Genomic DNA, 17,211 nt, shown 5'->3' on the forward strand with positions numbered 1-17,211 from the left:
TTGGAACGGAAAGGGCAAGAGGGTCAGCTCGGATGCCCTTCGGCGCCGCGCTGATCGCTTGCCTCTTCGGCCGCCTCCAACAGGCTGTGTGCGGTCGCGATGGCAGCTTCGGGGGACATGGCGACGGCAACGCCGTCGGGACCATCAAGCATCACCTGCCCTTCTTCGGCAGAGGCGTTACCGCCCTTTATCTCTGGTTCGTGAGGCAAGATGCGATCGGCCATCGAGCGTTTCCTTGGTGTGCAGGTCCTGAACGGACTTCATCGCGACCCAACTCAGAGAAACCCGGAAATATCCGGGGTTAGGGCAGTCGGCTGCAATCCCAGCGGTTCAGCCACTCCGCCACTACCCGCGGATATAGCAGGTGCTCTTGCTCAAGGACGCGGACTGCAAGGGAGTGGGGCGTATCCCCGGGCAAGACGGGAACCTCAGCCTGACCCAGCAACTCACCGGCATCAAGTTCTTCGGTGACGATGTGCACCGAGCACCCGGCGACGGTATCGCCGGCCTCCAGCGCCCGACTGTGCGTGTCGAGCCCCTTGTACTTCGGCAACAAAGAGGGGTGGATGTTGACGATACGTCCCTGCCATCGGCCGACAAATGCGTCAGACAGCAGCCGCATATAGCCCGCGAGCGCGATCGCCTCCACGCCCGCTTTCCGTAGCGCGGAGTCGATCGCGGCTTCGTATTCCGCCTTGGGCATGCCCTTGGGGCTCTGCGCGAAGATGGGAATGCCGCGCTCAGCGGCCCATTCGAGCCCCGCCGCATCAGGCTTGTCGCTGGCGACAAGGACCACTTCATAGGGAGAGTCGTTCGTCCTCGACGCTTCCACCAGTGAAGCCATGTTCGAGCCGCGGCCCGAAATCAGGATGCCGAGCTTGCGCTTAGCCATCGTGCGTGGCGGACCAGGGCTGGCGAGCGCTCCAGGTTTCCTCTGCGCCAAACACCGTGCAGCCACGGCTCCCCGCTTCGACCGTGCCGATGGTGAACACCGTCTCGCCGGCTTCGGTGAGTTCGCGCGAAACGGCCTCGGCATGATTGGCTGCAACCGCCGCGACCATGCCGATGCCACAGTTGAAGGTGCGAGCCATCTCTTCGGGCTCGATGTTACCCTGTGCCTGAAGGAAGGCCATCAGTCGCGGCAGCGGCCAAACTGACGCATCGATCCGCGCGTGACAATCCTGGGGCAGCACGCGCGGGACATTCTCGAGCAGCCCTCCGCCGGTGATATGAGCCAGGCCGTGGATCGTGCCCTTGCGCAGCTGCGGCAGCAGGCTGGCGACATAGATGCGCGTCGGCGCCATCAGTGCATCGATCAGCAGCCGTTCCTGGTCGAAAACGGCAGGCCGGTCGAGCTTCCAACCCTTGTCGGCAGCCAGTCGGCGCACGAGCGAGAAGCCGTTCGAATGGACGCCGGTCGAGGCCAATCCCAGCAGCACATCGCCCGGGCGGATCGCGCTGCCATCGATCAGCCGGCTGCGCTCCACTGCGCCGACGCAGAAGCCAGCAAGGTCATAATCGCCATCGGCATACATGCCCGGCATCTCGGCGGTCTCTCCCCCGATCAGCGCGCAGCCGGCCTGGCGGCATCCGTCGGCGATGCTGGCGATCACGCGTTCGGCGACACCCGCGTCGAGCTTGCCGCTGGCGTAATAGTCCAAGAAGAACAGCGGCTCAGCGCCTTGGACGATCAGGTCGTTGGCGCACATCGCCACCAGATCGACGCCGACGCCGTCATGCGCATCATGCTCGATCGCCAGCTTCAGCTTGGTGCCGACGCCGTCATTGGCGGCGACCAGCAGCGGATCTTCAAATCCCGCCGCCTTCAAGTCGAACAGGCCGCCGAACCCGCCGAGATCGGCGTCGGCGCCTGGCCGGCGCGTCGAGCGGGCAAGCGGGGCGATGGCGCGGACAAGGGCGTTGCCTGCGGCGATGGAGACGCCCGCCTGGGCGTAGGTATAGGCTTGCTGGTCGCTCATGGCCGATGCGCTTAGCGCCCTATCTTGCAAATCGGAACTCCCGATGCACAGTCATTACGCGCTTGGCTTCCGGGCCGGCCTTCGCCAAAAGAGCCCGCACATGCAGGTATCGCGTTTCTCCGCCACCGTCGGCCTTGTTGGCGCGCTCGCCCTGGCGGGCGTGACCGGCATGGGACTGGCGCAAGGATCGGGTGCTGGCGCCGGCGCCGTTGCCGTGGATGCGTCGGGCAGCTTTGAAGTGTCGGGCGTTCAGGTGGACGTGAAGGGCAAGGATGCCGAAAGCGCGCGGCAGGGGGGCTGGAGGCTGGCGCAGCGCAAGGGCTGGGAGATGTTGTCGCAGCGGCTGACCGGCAGGAAATCGATGCTTCCCGACGGAACGCTCGATGCGCTTTCCGCGGGAATCGTGGTTGAGCGCGAGCAGATCGGCCCCGACCGGTACATCGCCAAACTGGGCGTGCTGTTCGACCGTGCGCGCGCCGGAGCGATCCTGGGCGTATCGACGCAGGTCACCCGCTCGCCACCGATGTTGCTGGTGCCGCTGGAATTCTCCGGCGGCGTCGGCCGTGTATTCGAACGCGAGACCGCCTGGGTGCGTGCCTGGAACCGCTTCCGCAGCGGCGGCAGCACGATCGACTATGTCCGACTGGGCGGAACAGGCCCGGACGCTTTGCTGGTGAACGCCGGCCAGACGCTGCGGCGCGGGCGCAACTGGTGGCGTACCGTGCTTGACCAATATGGTGCGTCCGACGTGCTGGTGGCCGAAGTGCAGCTGCGCCGCGAATATCCTGGCGGGCCGGTAGTGGGCGTGTTCGCTGCCAACCACGGCCCCGATCGCAAGCCGATCACCAGCTTCGCCCTGCGAGTCGACAATGCCGACGCGCTCGACGCGCTGCTCGACGCCGGTATCCAGCGGATCGACGCAGCCTATCAGCAGGCGCTGGCGGGCGGATTGCTGCGCGCTGACGCGTTACTCGCCACGCGGCCGCCACGCGTGAAGACCGAGGCAGAGAAACAGGCCGAAGCCGAAGCAGCGGCCACCGCCGCCGCCGCCGCGACCGCTACGTCGGCAATCCCGACGCCGCTGCCGACCAGCGTCTCCACCGCCAGCTATACGCTGCAGATCGAAACCCCGAACGTCTCTGCGCTCAACGCGTCCGAGTCCGCAGTGCGCGGCGTGCCCGGCGTGCGGTCGGCGGCCACCACCAGCCTGGCGCTGGGCGGAGTCTCCGTCATGCGCGTGTCGTATGACGGCTCTATCGCTGGCTTGCGTGCGGCATTGGAGGCCCGGGGTTGGCAAGTTCAGGAAGGCGCGGGCGTGCTCCGCATCCGCCGGGGAGGCCCGGCCGCCGCACCCACACCACAATCCGCGCCCGGGAACTCGAGCGCCGCGACCGGCGGATGACGCAGCTTCGCCTGCCGCTCGGGCTACCCGAAGCGAGCGAGACGGACTTCCTGGTAAGCGACTCCAATGTCCGCGCGGTGCAGCAGCTCGAGCGCTGGGCGACTTGGCCGGTGATGGCCGCGCTGCTGGTAGGCCCGCGCAAGTCGGGCCGCAGCCTGCTCGCACGTATCTTCGCGGCCAAGAGTGGCGGTCGCATCTTCGATGATGCCGACCGCGCCACGGAGGCCGATGTCTTCCATGCCTGGAACCTGGCGCAGCAGGAACGGCGCCCGCTGCTGATCGTATCCGAAGCCGGGCTGCCCGCTTGGCAAGTGAAGCTGCCCGACCTGCGCTCCCGCCTCGCTGCATCGCCGCTGCTGGAGATCGGGCCGCCCGATGACGTGCTGATCCCTCAGTTGATCGAGCGTGCGTTCGAGCGCCATCTGCTCCACGCCAAGCCAGAGGTGATCGCCTGGCTGTCGCGCCGGATCGAGCGCAGCCATATCGCCATCCTGCGCGTTGCCGATGTGCTGGAGAGCGAAGCCGAGCAGCGGCTTACCATCCCGATGGTGCGCGCCGCATTGGAGGCTGCCGGCCTCCTCAATGAATTGAAAGAAGACGAGGAACGATGACCAAGCCCGTGATGCGCGTTCCCCAGGAAGAAGCAGCCGTAAGCGCGGGCGCCGGCGAGCGCTATTTCAACCGCGAACTGAGCTGGCTGGCGTTCAACCGGCGCGTGATGGACGAGGCATGCAACCCGGCCCATCCGCTGCTCGAGCGGCTGCGCTTTCTGTCGATTTCGGGATCGAATTTCGACGAGTTCTTCATGGTGCGGGTCGCCGGCTTGCTGGGGCAGCAGCTGCAGCAGGTCGAGGCGCGCTCGGCGGACGGCATGACGCCGAGCCAGCAGCTGACGGCGATTTCGGCGGAGGCCGAGATCCTGGCGGACAACCAGCAGAGCGTATGGACCGTTATCCGCCGCGATCTTGCCGAAGCGGGTATCCATGTCCTCGAAGCCGATGCTCTCGAAGGCGAGATACAAGAATGGCTTGAGGTGCATTTCGGCGAGCAGATCTTTCCGATCCTGACTCCCCAGGCGCTCGATCCGGCGCACCCGTTCCCGTTCATTCCGAACCAGGGGCTGAGCGTGATCTTCGACCTGGTGCGCGACGTCGACCAAGAGCCGATTCGCGAACTGGTGCTGCTTCCCACGACCATGCCCCGGTTCGTACGGCTGCCTGGCGAGCCGGCGCGCTACGTCGCGATCGAGACCGTCGTGAAACGCTTCTCGTACCTGCTTTTCCCGGGTTACACCGTCTTGGGCGCGGCGGTGTTCCGCGTGCTGCGCGACAGCGACCTTGAGATCGAGGAAGAGGCCGAGGACTTGGTCCTCACATTTCGAACCGCGATCAAGCGGCGGCGACGGGGCCGAGTCATTCGCCTGGAGATGGAGGACTCGATCGATCCTTCGCTCGAAGCCGTGCTGAAGGAGGAACTCGGTGGGAGCGAGGCACTGCTAACCGAGACCGGCGGCTTCCTGGGCGTCGGCGACCTTGCCAAACTGGTCGAGGAAGACCGACCGGAGCTCAAATTCTCGCCGTACACGCCGCGCTTTCCAGAACGGATCCGGGAATATGGCGGTGACTGCTTCGCGGCGATCCGGGCCAAGGACATCGTCGTCCACCACCCGTATGAAAGCTTCGACGTGGTGATCGCCTTTTTGACGCAGGCGGCGCAGGATCCTGACGTCGTCGCCATCAAGCAGACCCTCTATCGCGCGGGCAAACAGGCCGGAGTCATCAACGCGTTGATCGCCGCTGCCGAGGCCGGCAAATCCGTCACGGCAGTCGTTGAATTGAAGGCGCGCTTCGATGAGGAGCAGAATCTTCTGTGGGCCACCGCTCTGGAACGGGCCGGGGTCCAGGTCGTCTACGGCTTCATCGACTGGAAAACCCATGCCAAGGTCTCGATGGTCGTCCGCCGGGAAGGCAATGGCTTCCGCACCTATTGCCACTTCGGTACCGGCAACTACCATCCGGTGACCGCGCGCATCTACACCGACCTCAGCTTCTTCACCGCCGATCCGCGTCTCGGCACCGATGCCGCCCAGCTGTTCAACTACGTCACCGGCTATGTCGAGCCCAAGGCGCTGAAGCTGTTGACGATAAGCCCGCGGGACCTGCGCAATCGATTGATCGAGCTGATCGACGGTGAGATCGCCCATGTTCGCGCTGGGCGGGGAGGAGCGATCTGGGCGAAGATGAACTCGATCGTCGATCCCGCGATCATCGAGAAGCTGTACGAAGCAAGCAATGCAGGGGTTGAGATCGACCTCATCATCCGGGGTATCTGCTGTCTTCGCCCCGGCATAGCTGGCTTGTCGGAAAATATCCGCGTCAAGTCGATCGTCGGCAGGTTCCTGGAGCACAGCCGGATCTGGGCGTTCGGCAATGGCGACGCGCTGCCCAATGATAACGCGCAGGTCTTCATCTCGTCCGCTGACTGGATGCAGCGCAACTTCGATCGGCGCGTGGAGTTCATGTTACCGATCCTCAACAAGACGGTTCACGATCAGGTGCTGGATCAGGTGATGGTGGCGAACCTGCTCGACAGTGAGCAGAGTTGGTTCCTTCAGCCCGATGGCAAATATGTGCGGGCCGAAACAAGCGAAGGAGCATTCAACCTGCACCGATATTTCATGACCAACCCGTCACTATCGGGCCGCGGCGCGGCGCTGGAGAAGCGCAAGCCGGTACCCAAGCTGTCGCTCAAGCGGCGGCGTACGGCAAAGGGTGCGTGAGCTTGGCCACGCTGCTGTCACGCACTCCGCGCCAGGAGGAAGGCGCCGCCGATCCCCGCGTCGCGATCATCGACATTGGTTCGAACTCGGTGCGGCTGGTGGTGTATCAGGGGCCAGCGCGGCTGCCGGCGATCCTGTTTAACGAAAAGGTTATGGCGGGTCTTGGCCGGTCGCTCGCTGAAACTGGGGCGATCGAAGCCGCCGGGTTGAAGCTTGCCGCATCGGCGCTCGCCCGCTTCGCCACCCTGGCGCGGGAGATGCAGGTAAACGAGTTGCGCACCGTCGCCACTGCGGCGGTTCGGGATGCGTCCAATGGGCATTTGCTGATTGCTACGGCCCGGCAGCTGGGGCTGGAGGTCGAGTTGCTTCCTGGCGAGGAGGAGGCGACTGCCTCCGGCCTCGGCGTGCTTTCGGGGATACCGGATGCGGACGGGATCGTCGGCGATCTTGGCGGCGGTAGCCTGGAACTCGTGCGGGTCGTCGCAGGCGCGATTACCGACCGAATATCCTATCCGCTCGGTGTGCTGCGGCTTGGCCCGATCCGGGCGCAGGGTAAGGGCGTGCTCGACCGGACCGTCGGCAAGTTGATCCAGGAGACCGGCTGGGCAGGCAGGGGCAGGGGGCTCCCCTTCTATCTGGTGGGCGGCTCGTGGCGCTCACTGGCGAAGCTGGACATGCACCTTTCGGCCTACCCGCTGCCGGTAGTCCATCAATATACCCTTTCGCTCGATCGTGTCGGCGAACTCACGCGAACGCTGGCCGATCTGTCGAAGGCCGAATTGAAGGCCGTTCCCGATCTGTCGAGCTCCCGCTTGCCCACGCTCGGAAACGCGGCGGCATTGCTCACCACGGTTCTCAAGCATCTCGGCAGCAGCGGCACCGTCGTTTCCGCCTTTGGCTTGCGTGAAGGATTGCTGTTCCAGCGCCTCACGCGTGAGCAGCGCCAGGAGGACCCGCTGATCGTCGCCGCGCGCGACGAGGGGCGAAGGCTCGGACGCTTTCCCGAACATGGCGATCTGCTCGACCGCTGGATCGCGCCGCTATTCGCTGAAGAGCCCCCCGAGTTGGCACGGCTGCGGCATGCCGCCTGCTTGCTTGCCGATGTCGGCTGGCGCGCCAATCCCGAGTTTCGCGACGAGCGCGGCATGGAGATCGGACTGCACGGGAACTGGGTCGGTATCGATGCGACTGGCCGCGCGCTGATCGCCCAGGCGCTCTATGCGTCGCTCGGCGGGAAGATGGACAGCCCCGAGCCCCTCGGCCGCCTTGCGGGATCCGAGGCGCTCCGCCGCGCCAAGCGCTGGGGTCTGGCGATGCGGCTCGGCCAGCGGCTGAGCGGCGGGGTCGCCGCGCCGCTGCGGCGCTCGCGCCTCGTGCTGGAGGACGGAACGCTGGCGCTGCTGCTAGAGCCTGAAGACGAGGCACTGTACGGAGATACCGTCGAGCGCCGCCACAAGGCGCTGGCAGCCGCGTTCGGCCGCCAGCCTGTCGTGGAAATGTAGCCGCGGCTCAGCCGCAGCGCGCGCTCTCGATCTTGCCGTCGGCGCTCAGATGCAGGTTCAGCCGATCCTCGCGATAGTCCATCGTCACCGCCATCCCCGGTTCGATCCAGCGCAGCGTCCTGGCGCCGGACAACCGCATTGCGTCGGCTGCCGCGGCGTCGCCACGCTGCTTGCCGAGCAAGGACGCCAACCCGTCGCTGGTGCAGGCGCCCGCAGGCGCGGCAGGCAGCTCGGCGACGGAGCGCTGCTGGGTGCAGCCGGCAGATGCCAGCACGGCCAGGGGCAGCAGGGTACGGATCATTTGGACGGCTCCTCGGTACGGGTCATCACCAGCTTTCCGTTGCGGACGGTGAACCCCAGCTGACCCTCGACCAGTTCCAGCGCGTCGCGGCCGAACTGCTCGTACCGCCAGCCCTCCAAAATCGGCAGGCCGTGGCGCACGCCGGCGGCCAGCGATTCCAGATCCTCCGACCGGGCCAGCAACCGGGAGGCGACGTTGATCTCCTTGGCGCGGATCTTGAGCAGCAGCTTGAGCAGATCGGCGACCAGCGCGCCGTCCTTGCCCAGCGCCGGCTTACGCTCATCGCGCGAGGGCATTTCGGCGCTCGACATCGGCTTCGCACCTTCGATTGCCGCCATCAGCCGCCCGCCAATGTCGTTGTTCGCCCATGCCGCCGATAACCCGCGAACGCGCGTGAGGTCTGCCTGTTTGCGGGGAGGATTGCTCGCGATGTCGGCCAGCGTCTCGTCCTTCACGATGCGGCCGCGCGGCAGATCCTTGCCCTGTGCTTCGAGCTCGCGCCAACGGGCTAGCGCCTTCAGTCGACCCAGCACCTCGGGCTTGCGGCTGGAAATGCGCACCCGCTCCCAGGCGAGATCGGGGTCGTTGCGATAATTCTCAGGGTCGCCCAGTCGCTCCATCTCCTGGTTGAGCCATACGCCACGACCGCTCTTGCGCAGCTTGTCGAGCATCTTGGGGAAGATACGGGACAAATGGGTGACGTCGCCGATCGCATATTCGATCTGCCGAGCATCGAGCGGCCGTCGCGCCCAGTCGGTGAAACGCGCGCCCTTGTCGACGACGATCCCCAGATAGGTGTCGACAAGGTTGGAATAGCCGATCTGCTCGCCTTGCCCCAGGGCCATCGCTGCGACCTGCGTGTCAAACAGCGGGAAAGGGGTCTTGCCGGTCAAGTTGTAGACGATCTCCAGGTCCTGGCCGCCGGCATGGAAGACTTTGAGTACCTCGTCATTCTCGGTCATCAGATCGAGCAGTGGCTTGAGGTCCAATCCCGGCGCCATCGGATCGATCGCCGCGGCTTCTTCCGTGTTCGCCACCTGGATCAGGCAGAGCTCGGGCCAATAGCTGTTTTCCCGCATGAACTCGGTGTCGACCGTGATGAAGTCGGACTTCGCGAGGCGGGTGCAGAGAGCGGCGAGGGTTGCGGTATCCTCGATCAGGCCATGTATGTGCATCGGAAGCCCTTATACGGGTCTTCGGGTTGACAAAAGTGGGGTCTGACAGGAATGCGCGGCCACGCTATTTAGACCCTGTGCCTCCGCGGGGCCGACGATCATCGAGAGAATGACCATGCACCCCTATCGCACGCATACCTGCGCCCAGCTCCGCGCCGACCATGTCGGCCAGGAAGTCCGTGTTTCCGGCTGGGTACATCGCAAGCGCGACCATGGGGATCTGGTGTTCATCGATCTGCGCGACCATTACGGCGTGACTCAGATCGTCACCGACGTTAGCGGCCCCGCGTTCGCCGTCATCGAGTCGTTGCGTAGCGAGGCCGTCATCACGGTGACCGGCACGGTCGTCGCGCGCGACGCCAGCGTCGTGAACCCGAACTTGCCGACCGGCCAGATCGAAGTTCGCGCGGCTCAGGTCACCGTCCAGTCCGTCGCGCAGGAACTGCCGCTCCCCGTGTTCGGCGACTCCGAATATCCGGAAGATATCCGGCTGCGCTATCGCTTCCTCGATCTGCGCCGCGACAAGGTGCACAAGAACATCCTGCTGCGCTCCAACGTCATTTCCTCGCTGCGCCGCCGGATGATCGATCAGGGTTTCACCGAATTCCAGACCCCTATCCTGACCGCGTCGAGCCCCGAGGGCGCCCGTGACTATCTCGTTCCCAGCCGCGTCCACCCTGGCAAGTTCTACGCGCTCCCCCAGGCGCCGCAGATGTTCAAGCAGCTGCTCATGGTCGCCGGCTTCGACCGCTATTTCCAGATCGCCCCCTGCTTCCGCGACGAGGACGCCCGCGCCGACCGTAGCCCGGGCGAGTTCTACCAGCTCGATTTCGAGATGAGCTATGTGACCCAGGATGACGTGTTCGCCGCGATCGAGCCGGTGCTGCACGGCGTGTTCGAAGAGTTCGCCGATTGGGAAGGGAAGGGCCGCAGCGTTTCGGCGCTGCCGTTCAAGCGCATCCCCTACCGCGAATCGATGCTGAAATACGGCAATGACAAGCCTGACCTGCGCAATCCGCTGCTGATCACCGACGTCTCCGACCACTTCAAGGGCTCGGGCTTCAGCCGATTCGCGTCGATGGTCGAGGGCGGTGACGTCGTCCGCGCGGTGCCGGCACCCGGCACGCACGAGAAGTCCCGGAAATTCTTCGACGACATGAACAGCTGGGCGCAGAGCGAAGGCTTCCCTGGCCTCGGCTATGCGACGCAGAAGGACGGCGTGTTCGGCGGCCCGATCGCCAACAACCATGGCCAGGAGGGTATGAAGGCGATTGCCCAGGCGATGGGCCTTGGCCCCAATGACGGCATTTTCTTCGCCGCCGGCAAGGAAGCCCAGGCCGCCAAGCTCGCCGGCCTCGCCCGCACCCGCGCGGCGGAACAGCTCGACCTGATCGACAAGAAGCGCTTTGAATTCTGCTGGATCGTCGACTTCCCGATGTTCGAATATGACGAGGACACCAAGAAGGTGGACTTCAGCCACAATCCGTTCTCGATGCCGCAGGGTGAACTGGAAGCGCTGGAGACCAAGGACCCGCTCGATATCCTCGCCTTCCAGTACGACATCGTCTGCAACGGCATTGAGCTGAGCTCGGGCGCGATCCGGAATCACCGTCCGGAAATCATGTACAAGGCGTTCGAGATCGCCGGCTACAGCCAGGCCGATGTCGACGCGAACTTCGCCGGCATGATCAACGCGTTCAAGTTCGGCGCCCCCCCGCACGGCGGCTCGGCCCCGGGCGTCGACCGCATCGTCATGCTGCTCGCCGACGAACCCAACATCCGCGAAGTCATCACCTTCCCGATGACGCAAAAGGCCGAGGATCTGATGATGGGCGCGCCGTCCTTCGTCAGCGAGAAGCAGCTGAAGGAACTCAGCATCCGCCTCTCGCCGCAGATCGCGGCGGACCTGGCAAAGAAAGGCACCGACGGCATCGTCGATCCAGCGGCCGGCTGAGCCAGGGCGCTCCGGCCCTCGCCGGGGCGCCCCCGCGCGCCTATATGGTCCGGTAACGAAGCCGCGCAGGAGAGAGCATGTTGGACCCGGCGAACCCCCGCGCCCGCACCCGCGCGGAAGCGACGATAGGCCTGGCCGACCTGTTCACGATCGGTATGGGCCCGTCCAGCTCGCACACCGTCGGGCCGATGCGCGCCGCCGCCGCCTTTGCCGAGGCCGCGCTGGACCGTGGCGCGCCCACCGGCGTTTCCTGCGAGCTGTTCGGTTCACTCGCGCTCACCGGTCGTGGCCATGCCACCGACACTGCGGTGATCCTTGGTCTCGCCGGCCACCGCCCCGACGCGGTGGATCCGGACGCCGTCGCTACCATCGTCTCCACCATCCGCGCGGAGGAACAGCTTGTGCTCGGCGGGCATGTCGCGGTGCCGTTCGTCGAGGGCCGCCACCTGATCTTCCGGGACGACCGCTTCCTGCCCGCGCATCCCAACGGCATGCGCTTCGTCGCGCATTATGCCGATGCCGAACCCTTTGAGAGCTTCGTCTATTCGATCGGCGGCGGCGCCATCGTCGAGGGCGGCTGCGAGCCGCCCCAGACCAACGTGAAGCTGCCCTTCGCCTTCACCTCAGGCGCCGAACTGCTCGCGGTCGGCGAAGCGCAGGGCGTCTCGATCGCCGACATCGTCCGCGCCAACGAATCGGCTTGGCGCGACGATACCGAAACTGACGCCTTTATTGATAGCCTGCGCGCAGCCATGTCGGCCTGCATCGATCGCGGCTGCCGCGGGGAGGGCGAGCTTCCCGGCGGGCTGAAGGTCAAGCGCCGCGCCCGCGACCTTCACCAGCGACTGATCGCTCGCGGCCCGCGCAGCGATCCCTCGCTGGTCTTCGACTGGGTCAGCCTCTGGGCACTCGCCGTCAACGAAGAGAACGCCGCCGGCGGCCGCGTCGTCACCGCGCCGACCAACGGTGCGGCCGGCGTGATCCCGGCGGTCTTGCGCTACTACGAGACCTTCTGCGCCGCGCCGACCCCGGCAGGCGCGCGCACCTTCCTGCTCACCGCCGCCGCGATCGGCTTTCTGTACAAGAAACGCGCTTCGATCTCCGCCGCTGAAATGGGCTGCCAGGGTGAAGTCGGCGTTGCCTGCTCGATGGCCGCGGCCGGCCTCGCCGCAGCCTTGGGTGCCACAAATGCCCAGATCGAGAACGCCGCCGAGATCGGCATGGAGCATAATCTCGGCCTCACCTGCGACCCGATCGGCGGCCTTGTCCAGATCCCGTGTATCGAGCGCAACACGATGGGCGCGATCAAGGCGATCAATGCCGCCTATCTCGCGCTGCACGGCGATGGCAGCCATATCGTCAGCCTCGATGCGGTGATCGAGACCATGCGCCAGACCGGCGAAGACATGCGCTCCAAGTACAAGGAAACCGCCCAGGGCGGGCTCGCGGTCAACGTCGTCGCCTGCTGATGCAGCGTTTCGCCGCGTCCGCACGTTAGGGCGCGCATGACGATCGACCTGCGCGACTATGAAGCCGGTGACCCCTTTGACGGCCACTACAAGAAGAAACTCAAAAAGCTCCAGGACCGGCTGAGCCGCATCCATTACGCGCATATCGTCCATAAGCGCCGCGCGATCATCTTGTTCGAAGGATGGGACGCGGCGGGGAAGGGCGGCATTATCCAGCGGCTGACTGCCAAATGGGACCCGCGCTATTTCGAGGTATGGCCGATCTCCGCGCCGACTCCCGAGGAAAAGGCCCGTCACTTCCTCTGGCGCTTCTGGCGCCGCCTGCCGTCCGACCACAACATCGCGATCTTCGACCGCAGCTGGTATGGCCGCGTCTTGGTCGAGCGGGTCGAGGGCTATGCGATCGAGGCGGAGTGGCGCGAGGGCTATGCCGCGATCAACGACTTCGAGACCCAACAGGTCGCCGATGGCACCACGCTGATCAAGATCTTCGTCCACACCACCCAGGAGACCCAGGATGCGCGGCTGAAGGACCGCATCGAACATCCATGGAAGCGGTGGAAAACCGGCCTGGACGACTTCCGCAACCGTTCGAAGCGCGCCGAGTATCTCGACGCCATGGACGATATGTTCCGGAAGACGGACACCGACAACGCGCCCTGGATCGTGATCGACGGCAACGACAAGAAGGCGGCGCGCATCGCAGCACTCACCGTCATTGCCGACGCGCTCGAACGGCAGGTGCCCATGACGCCCCCGGAGCTCAACCCAGAAGTTATCGAGGTGGCGCAAAAGGCGCTAGGCAAGCTCGACCTGGACGACTGAGATAGGCGTTCAGGCGGCGGCGAAGCTTCCGTCGTCGTCCATGACGTGCAGGGCGCCGTCGGCGATTGCGAAATATGCGCCGTGCAGCGCCAGCTTGCCTGCCGCTTCGCGCTCCGCGACCCAGGGGAAAGTGCGCAGATTGGCTAGCGACACTCGCACCGTCTCCAGCTCCAGCGCGCGCACGGCTTCGGGGCCGTCGCCATGCTCGGCGACGATCCGGTCGCGCGCCTCATCCAAGATGTCGACCCAATGTGCGATGAAGCCGCCGGCGCCTGGCTCGGCATCGGCGAAGCGCTTGGTGAGCGCGGCATGGACGCCGCCGCACGCGCCATGGCCCATTACCACGATCTCAGGCACCTCAAGCTGCGTCACCGCGAATTCCAGTGCGGCCGATACGCCATGACGCCCGCCGCCGGTCTCAAACGGCGGGACCAGATTGGCGACGTTGCGCACCACGAAGATTTCGCCGGGCAGCGTATCGAAGATCTGGGCCGGATCGACACGGCTGTCGGAACAGGCGATCACCATCACCTTGGGGTCCTGGCCCTGGGACAGTTCGGCCCAGCGCTCGCGCTGGCGCCGATAGTCACTGGTGCGGAAACGCTGATAGCCGTCGAGCAGGTCGGTAAAGTCTGTCATGGCACCTCTATAATCACGCGCGCCGCGGTTGCGAACCCGCTTCGGCGCGCTGCAATCACGGATGCACAGCGCTTGGTTGTGTGTGGGCAGGCGGATCGCTATTTGCCCCTGCATGAACGAGATGTCGCCGCTTCCCCGTCCCGAGCGTGTCCGCAAGCCGGACTGGATCCGCGTGAAAGCGCCGACCTCCGCCGGCTTTGCCCAGACTCGCGCGCTGATGCGCTCGAAGAGCCTGACGACGGTGTGCGAAGAGGCGGCCTGCCCGAACATCGGCGAGTGCTGGTCGAAGAAGCACGCCACGGTGATGATCCTTGGCGACACCTGCACGCGCGCCTGCGCCTTCTGCAACGTCAAGACCGGCATGCCGCGCGCTGTCGACCCGATGGAGCCCAACAACGTCGCCGATGCCGCGGCGCAGATGGGCCTGGAGCATATCGTCATCACCTCGGTCGATCGTGACGATCTGCCGGACGGCGGCGCCAAGCAGTTCGTCAAGGTGATCGAGGCGATTCGCAAGTCCAACCCGATCACCACGATCGAGATTCTGACCCCTGACTTCCGCAACAAGCACGAGCAGGCAGTCGAGATGATCGTCGCGGCGCGGCCCGACGTCTACAACCACAATCTCGAAACGGTGCCGCGGCTCTATCCGACGATCCGCCCTGGCGCGCGCTACTACGCCTCGATCCGGCTGCTGGAGACGGTGAAGAAGCTCGATCCGTCGATCTTCACCAAGTCGGGCATCATGCTGGGCTTGGGCGAAGAGCGTCTGGAAGTGCACCAGGTCATGGACGACATGCGCTCCGCCGACATCGATTTCCTAACCATGGGGCAGTATCTCCAGCCCACGCCCAAGCATGCCAAGGTGATCGACTTCGTCACGCCCCAGGCATTCAATTCCTACGGCGCGATCGCTCGGGCCAAGGGGTTCCTGCTGGTAGCATCCTCGCCGCTGACGCGCTCGAGCTACCATGCCGGCGACGATTTCGCGAAGATGCGCGCTGCGCGTGAGGCCAAGCTCGCGCGTGCCTAAGCATTCCGAAACGCGCTCGTTGCCCTATGCGCCCGAGCAGATGTTCGACCTGGTCGCCGATGTCGGCCGCTATGGCGAGTTTCTTCCTTGGGTATCGGCGGTGCGCGTTCGTACGAACAGCGACACGCAGATGGTTGCGGACCTGATCGTCGGGTTCAAGGGCCTGCGCGAAAGCTTCACGTCCAAGGTGGAGAAGCAGCGTCCAGAGCATATCCGCGTCGACTATCTCGAAGGCCCGCTCAAATATCTCAACAACGACTGGACGTTCCGCCCGGACGGGCAGGGCGGGTGCCACGTCGATTTCTGCGTCGACTTCGCCTTCAAGAGCCGGGTGTTCGAGATGCTCGCCGGGCAGGTGTTCGACCGGGCATTGCGCAAGATGATCAACGCGTTCGAGGAACGCGCCGCCCGCCTCTATGGCGACGGATCCGCCTCGGCTGTCCCCGGCATCAGTAGTTCGAGCGCGCACAACGCCGCCTGAAGGCGGACGCCTCCGCGCCCGCTATCTTCGAAGTGCCGGGCATCGGCAACGATGTGCTGCGGGTCCGCGCCGCGCTCCGCTTGAGCGAATACGACCGTGCCCACCGGCTTTTTCTCCGACCCGCCACCGGGACCGGCAATGCCGGTGATAGCCACCGCGACATCGGCATTCGACCGCTTCAGCGCACCCTGAGCCATGCTCCAGGCCACCGCGATCGATACCGCGCCAAAGGTCTCCAGCACGTCGCCGCTGACGCGCAGTGCCTCGGTCTTGGCCTCGTTCGAATAAGTGACAAAGCCGACCTCGAACACGTCGGACGAGCCTGGAAGCTCGGTCAGCGCCGCCGATACCAGCCCACCGGTGCAGCTCTCCGCAACCGCGATCTTGCGGCCCAAGGCTCGATTGGCCTCGATGACCTTGCGCGCGGCGTCGACGAGTTCGTCAGGAAGAATCGTATCCATCACGCGCTTGGCTCTGCCAGCTTCCAGGCCGCGACGCGAGTCATGGCAGCGAAGGTGAGGGCAGACGGACGGTGGCGATGGCCTGCGTGGCCATGCCCTCGCCTCTGCCGGTGAAGCCGAGCCGTTCGGTGGTGGTGGCCTTCACGCTCACCGCGTCGGCCGGAATCCCGAGGATCTGAGCGACATTCGCCCGGATCGCTTCGCGATGAGGGCCGATCTTGGGCGCCTCGCACATCAGCGTGACGTCGATGAAGTCGATGACGCCGCCGCGTGCCGCCACGAGCCCGGCCGCATGCTGAAGGAACTGAGTCGAGGCGACGCCGCGCCATCTCGGGTCGCTGGGCGGAAAGTGCAGCCCGATGTCCCCGGCGCCGATCGTCCCGAGTACCGCATCGGTGACCGCATGGAGCACGACGTCCGCGTCGCTATGGCCCGAAAGTCCCTTGTCGTGGGGGATTAGGATGCCGCCGAGCCAGAGTTCCTTGCCCACTTCGAAGCGATGCACGTCGAACCCTTGCGCGCTGCGAACCTGCAGGGCGGTGCCCAGGCGCAGCTCTGCAGTCTGGAAGTCCGCCGCAGTGGTAATCTTTTCCAGCATGAGGTCTCCCCTGACCAGGTGCACGTCGCCTCCCATGGACCGGACCATCTGGGCGTCGTCGGTCGCGTCGCGTGTTGAGGGCCATCGGCGATGGGCGTCGTACAGCGTTGCGAAGTCGAAGGCTTGCGGCGTCTGCACCCGGCAGAGCGCTTCGCGCGGCACCACATCGCCTGCGGTATCTCCATCCGACGTCACCAGGGTGTCGGCGACTGGGAGCACCGGCATGGCCGCATCGTGATGCTCAAGCGCTGCCAGCAACCGGTCGATCACGCCATGGGAGAGCAGAGGCCGCGCCGCGTCGTGCACGAGGATCTTTGCGGGAGCATCCGGCGCGAGCGCGTCCAGGCCGTTGCGGACCGACTCTCGCCGGGTCGCACCACCGGTGACGAAATCCACGTCGCCAAGCGCTTCGCTCAGGGATTGCTGTTGCCCGTCGCCAATGACGATTAGCACTCGGTCGATCGCAGGGTGCGACGACAAGGCATGATAGCTATGGGCGATCACGGGCTTTCCGCCCAGACGGGCGAACTGCTTGGGTGTGGCAGCGCCGGTTCGGACGCCCCGTCCGGCTGCGACGATGAGCGCGGTGGTTCTTGATTGCCCCATACGCTGC

The 17,211-nt window shown here is 65.4% G+C and carries 17 protein-coding genes; 9 read left to right on the forward strand and 8 right to left on the reverse strand.

Annotated elements, in window-relative coordinates:
* Window positions 1–23 precede the first annotated feature (23 nt).
* The 3 genes from LZ586_RS02470 to purM form a co-directional block, all read right to left on the reverse strand.
* Window positions 24–224: a hypothetical protein gene (locus tag LZ586_RS02470; RefSeq protein WP_235078115.1), complete on the reverse strand. Its 201-nt coding sequence runs from the start codon at window positions 222–224 to the stop codon at window positions 24–26.
* A 77-nt stretch (window positions 225–301) separates the two neighbouring features.
* Entirely contained in the window at window positions 302–892 is a 591-nt protein-coding gene (purN, locus tag LZ586_RS02475; protein ID WP_235078116.1) for a phosphoribosylglycinamide formyltransferase, read from the reverse strand.
* Window positions 885–1,979: a phosphoribosylformylglycinamidine cyclo-ligase gene (gene purM / locus LZ586_RS02480; RefSeq protein ID WP_235078117.1), complete on the reverse strand. Its 1,095-nt coding sequence runs from the start codon at window positions 1,977–1,979 to the stop codon at window positions 885–887. The genes purN and purM overlap by 8 nt, the downstream gene beginning before the upstream one ends.
* Before the next feature lie 100 nt (window positions 1,980–2,079).
* Here purM and LZ586_RS02485 point away from each other — a divergent pair, with 100 nt between their 5' ends.
* The 4 genes from LZ586_RS02485 to LZ586_RS02500 are packed head-to-tail and all read left to right on the forward strand — an operon-like array spanning window position 2,080 to window position 7,662.
* Window positions 2,080–3,381 (forward strand): heavy-metal-associated domain-containing protein, encoded by a 1,302-nt coding sequence (locus LZ586_RS02485; protein ID WP_235078118.1) that lies wholly within the window; start codon window positions 2,080–2,082, stop codon window positions 3,379–3,381.
* On the forward strand, window positions 3,378–3,992 hold the full coding sequence (locus LZ586_RS02490; protein ID WP_235078119.1) for a chromosomal replication initiator DnaA: 615 nt from the start codon (window positions 3,378–3,380) through the stop codon (window positions 3,990–3,992). The genes LZ586_RS02485 and LZ586_RS02490 overlap by 4 nt, the downstream gene beginning before the upstream one ends.
* Complete coding sequence (locus LZ586_RS02495; RefSeq protein ID WP_235078120.1) at window positions 3,989–6,160, forward strand: RNA degradosome polyphosphate kinase; 2,172 nt, start codon at window positions 3,989–3,991, stop codon at window positions 6,158–6,160. Before LZ586_RS02490 ends, LZ586_RS02495 begins: the two co-directional genes overlap by 4 nt.
* A gap of 2 nt (window positions 6,161–6,162) precedes the next feature.
* A complete protein-coding gene (locus LZ586_RS02500; protein WP_235079708.1) occupies window positions 6,163–7,662 on the forward strand; it encodes a Ppx/GppA family phosphatase in 1,500 nt (499 codons plus the stop codon).
* 7 nt (window positions 7,663–7,669) lie between these two features.
* On the opposite strand, the gene LZ586_RS02505 is transcribed toward LZ586_RS02500, so the two are convergent.
* The gene (locus LZ586_RS02505; RefSeq protein WP_235078121.1) at window positions 7,670–7,963 is read right to left on the reverse strand and encodes an I78 family peptidase inhibitor; all 294 of its coding nucleotides are present in this window, start codon (window positions 7,961–7,963) and stop codon (window positions 7,670–7,672) included.
* Window positions 7,960–9,138: a ribonuclease D gene (gene rnd / locus LZ586_RS02510; RefSeq protein WP_235078122.1), complete on the reverse strand. Its 1,179-nt coding sequence runs from the start codon at window positions 9,136–9,138 to the stop codon at window positions 7,960–7,962. The genes LZ586_RS02505 and rnd overlap by 4 nt, the downstream gene beginning before the upstream one ends.
* A gap of 115 nt (window positions 9,139–9,253) precedes the next feature.
* Between rnd and aspS the strand changes: the two genes are divergently transcribed.
* From aspS to LZ586_RS02525, 3 genes are all read left to right on the forward strand, one after another.
* Entirely contained in the window at window positions 9,254–11,092 is a 1,839-nt protein-coding gene (gene aspS / locus LZ586_RS02515) for an aspartate--tRNA ligase (protein ID WP_235079709.1), read from the forward strand.
* 77 nt (window positions 11,093–11,169) lie between these two features.
* Window positions 11,170–12,561 (forward strand): L-serine ammonia-lyase, encoded by a 1,392-nt coding sequence (locus tag LZ586_RS02520; protein ID WP_235078123.1) that lies wholly within the window; start codon window positions 11,170–11,172, stop codon window positions 12,559–12,561.
* A 36-nt stretch (window positions 12,562–12,597) separates the two neighbouring features.
* Window positions 12,598–13,386, forward strand: a complete 789-nt coding sequence (locus LZ586_RS02525; RefSeq protein ID WP_235078124.1) for a polyphosphate kinase 2 family protein — start codon at window positions 12,598–12,600, stop codon at window positions 13,384–13,386.
* Between the two features lie 9 nt (window positions 13,387–13,395).
* On the opposite strand, the gene LZ586_RS02530 is transcribed toward LZ586_RS02525, so the two are convergent.
* On the reverse strand, window positions 13,396–14,025 hold the full coding sequence (locus tag LZ586_RS02530; protein WP_235078125.1) for a carbonic anhydrase: 630 nt from the start codon (window positions 14,023–14,025) through the stop codon (window positions 13,396–13,398).
* Window positions 14,026–14,137: 112 nt separating this feature from the next.
* On the opposite strand from LZ586_RS02530, the gene lipA reads away from it, so the two are divergent.
* On the forward strand, window positions 14,138–15,058 hold the full coding sequence (lipA, locus tag LZ586_RS02535; protein WP_235078126.1) for a lipoyl synthase: 921 nt from the start codon (window positions 14,138–14,140) through the stop codon (window positions 15,056–15,058).
* On the forward strand, window positions 15,051–15,539 hold the full coding sequence (locus LZ586_RS02540) for a type II toxin-antitoxin system RatA family toxin (RefSeq protein ID WP_235078127.1): 489 nt from the start codon (window positions 15,051–15,053) through the stop codon (window positions 15,537–15,539). Before lipA ends, LZ586_RS02540 begins: the two co-directional genes overlap by 8 nt.
* Here LZ586_RS02540 and LZ586_RS02545 read toward each other — a convergent pair.
* Window positions 15,473–16,000: a CinA family protein gene (locus tag LZ586_RS02545; RefSeq protein ID WP_235079710.1), complete on the reverse strand. Its 528-nt coding sequence runs from the start codon at window positions 15,998–16,000 to the stop codon at window positions 15,473–15,475. The two genes, LZ586_RS02540 and LZ586_RS02545, sit on opposite strands and share 67 nt — an antisense overlap.
* Before the next feature lie 40 nt (window positions 16,001–16,040).
* The gene (locus LZ586_RS02550; RefSeq protein ID WP_235078128.1) at window positions 16,041–17,204 is read right to left on the reverse strand and encodes a bifunctional 2-C-methyl-D-erythritol 4-phosphate cytidylyltransferase/2-C-methyl-D-erythritol 2,4-cyclodiphosphate synthase; all 1,164 of its coding nucleotides are present in this window, start codon (window positions 17,202–17,204) and stop codon (window positions 16,041–16,043) included.
* Between the last annotated feature and the right edge of the window lie 7 nt (window positions 17,205–17,211).

It is taken from the genome of Sphingomonas sp. S2-65, from assembly GCF_021513175.1.
Taxonomy (GTDB): domain Bacteria; phylum Pseudomonadota; class Alphaproteobacteria; order Sphingomonadales; family Sphingomonadaceae; genus Sphingomonas.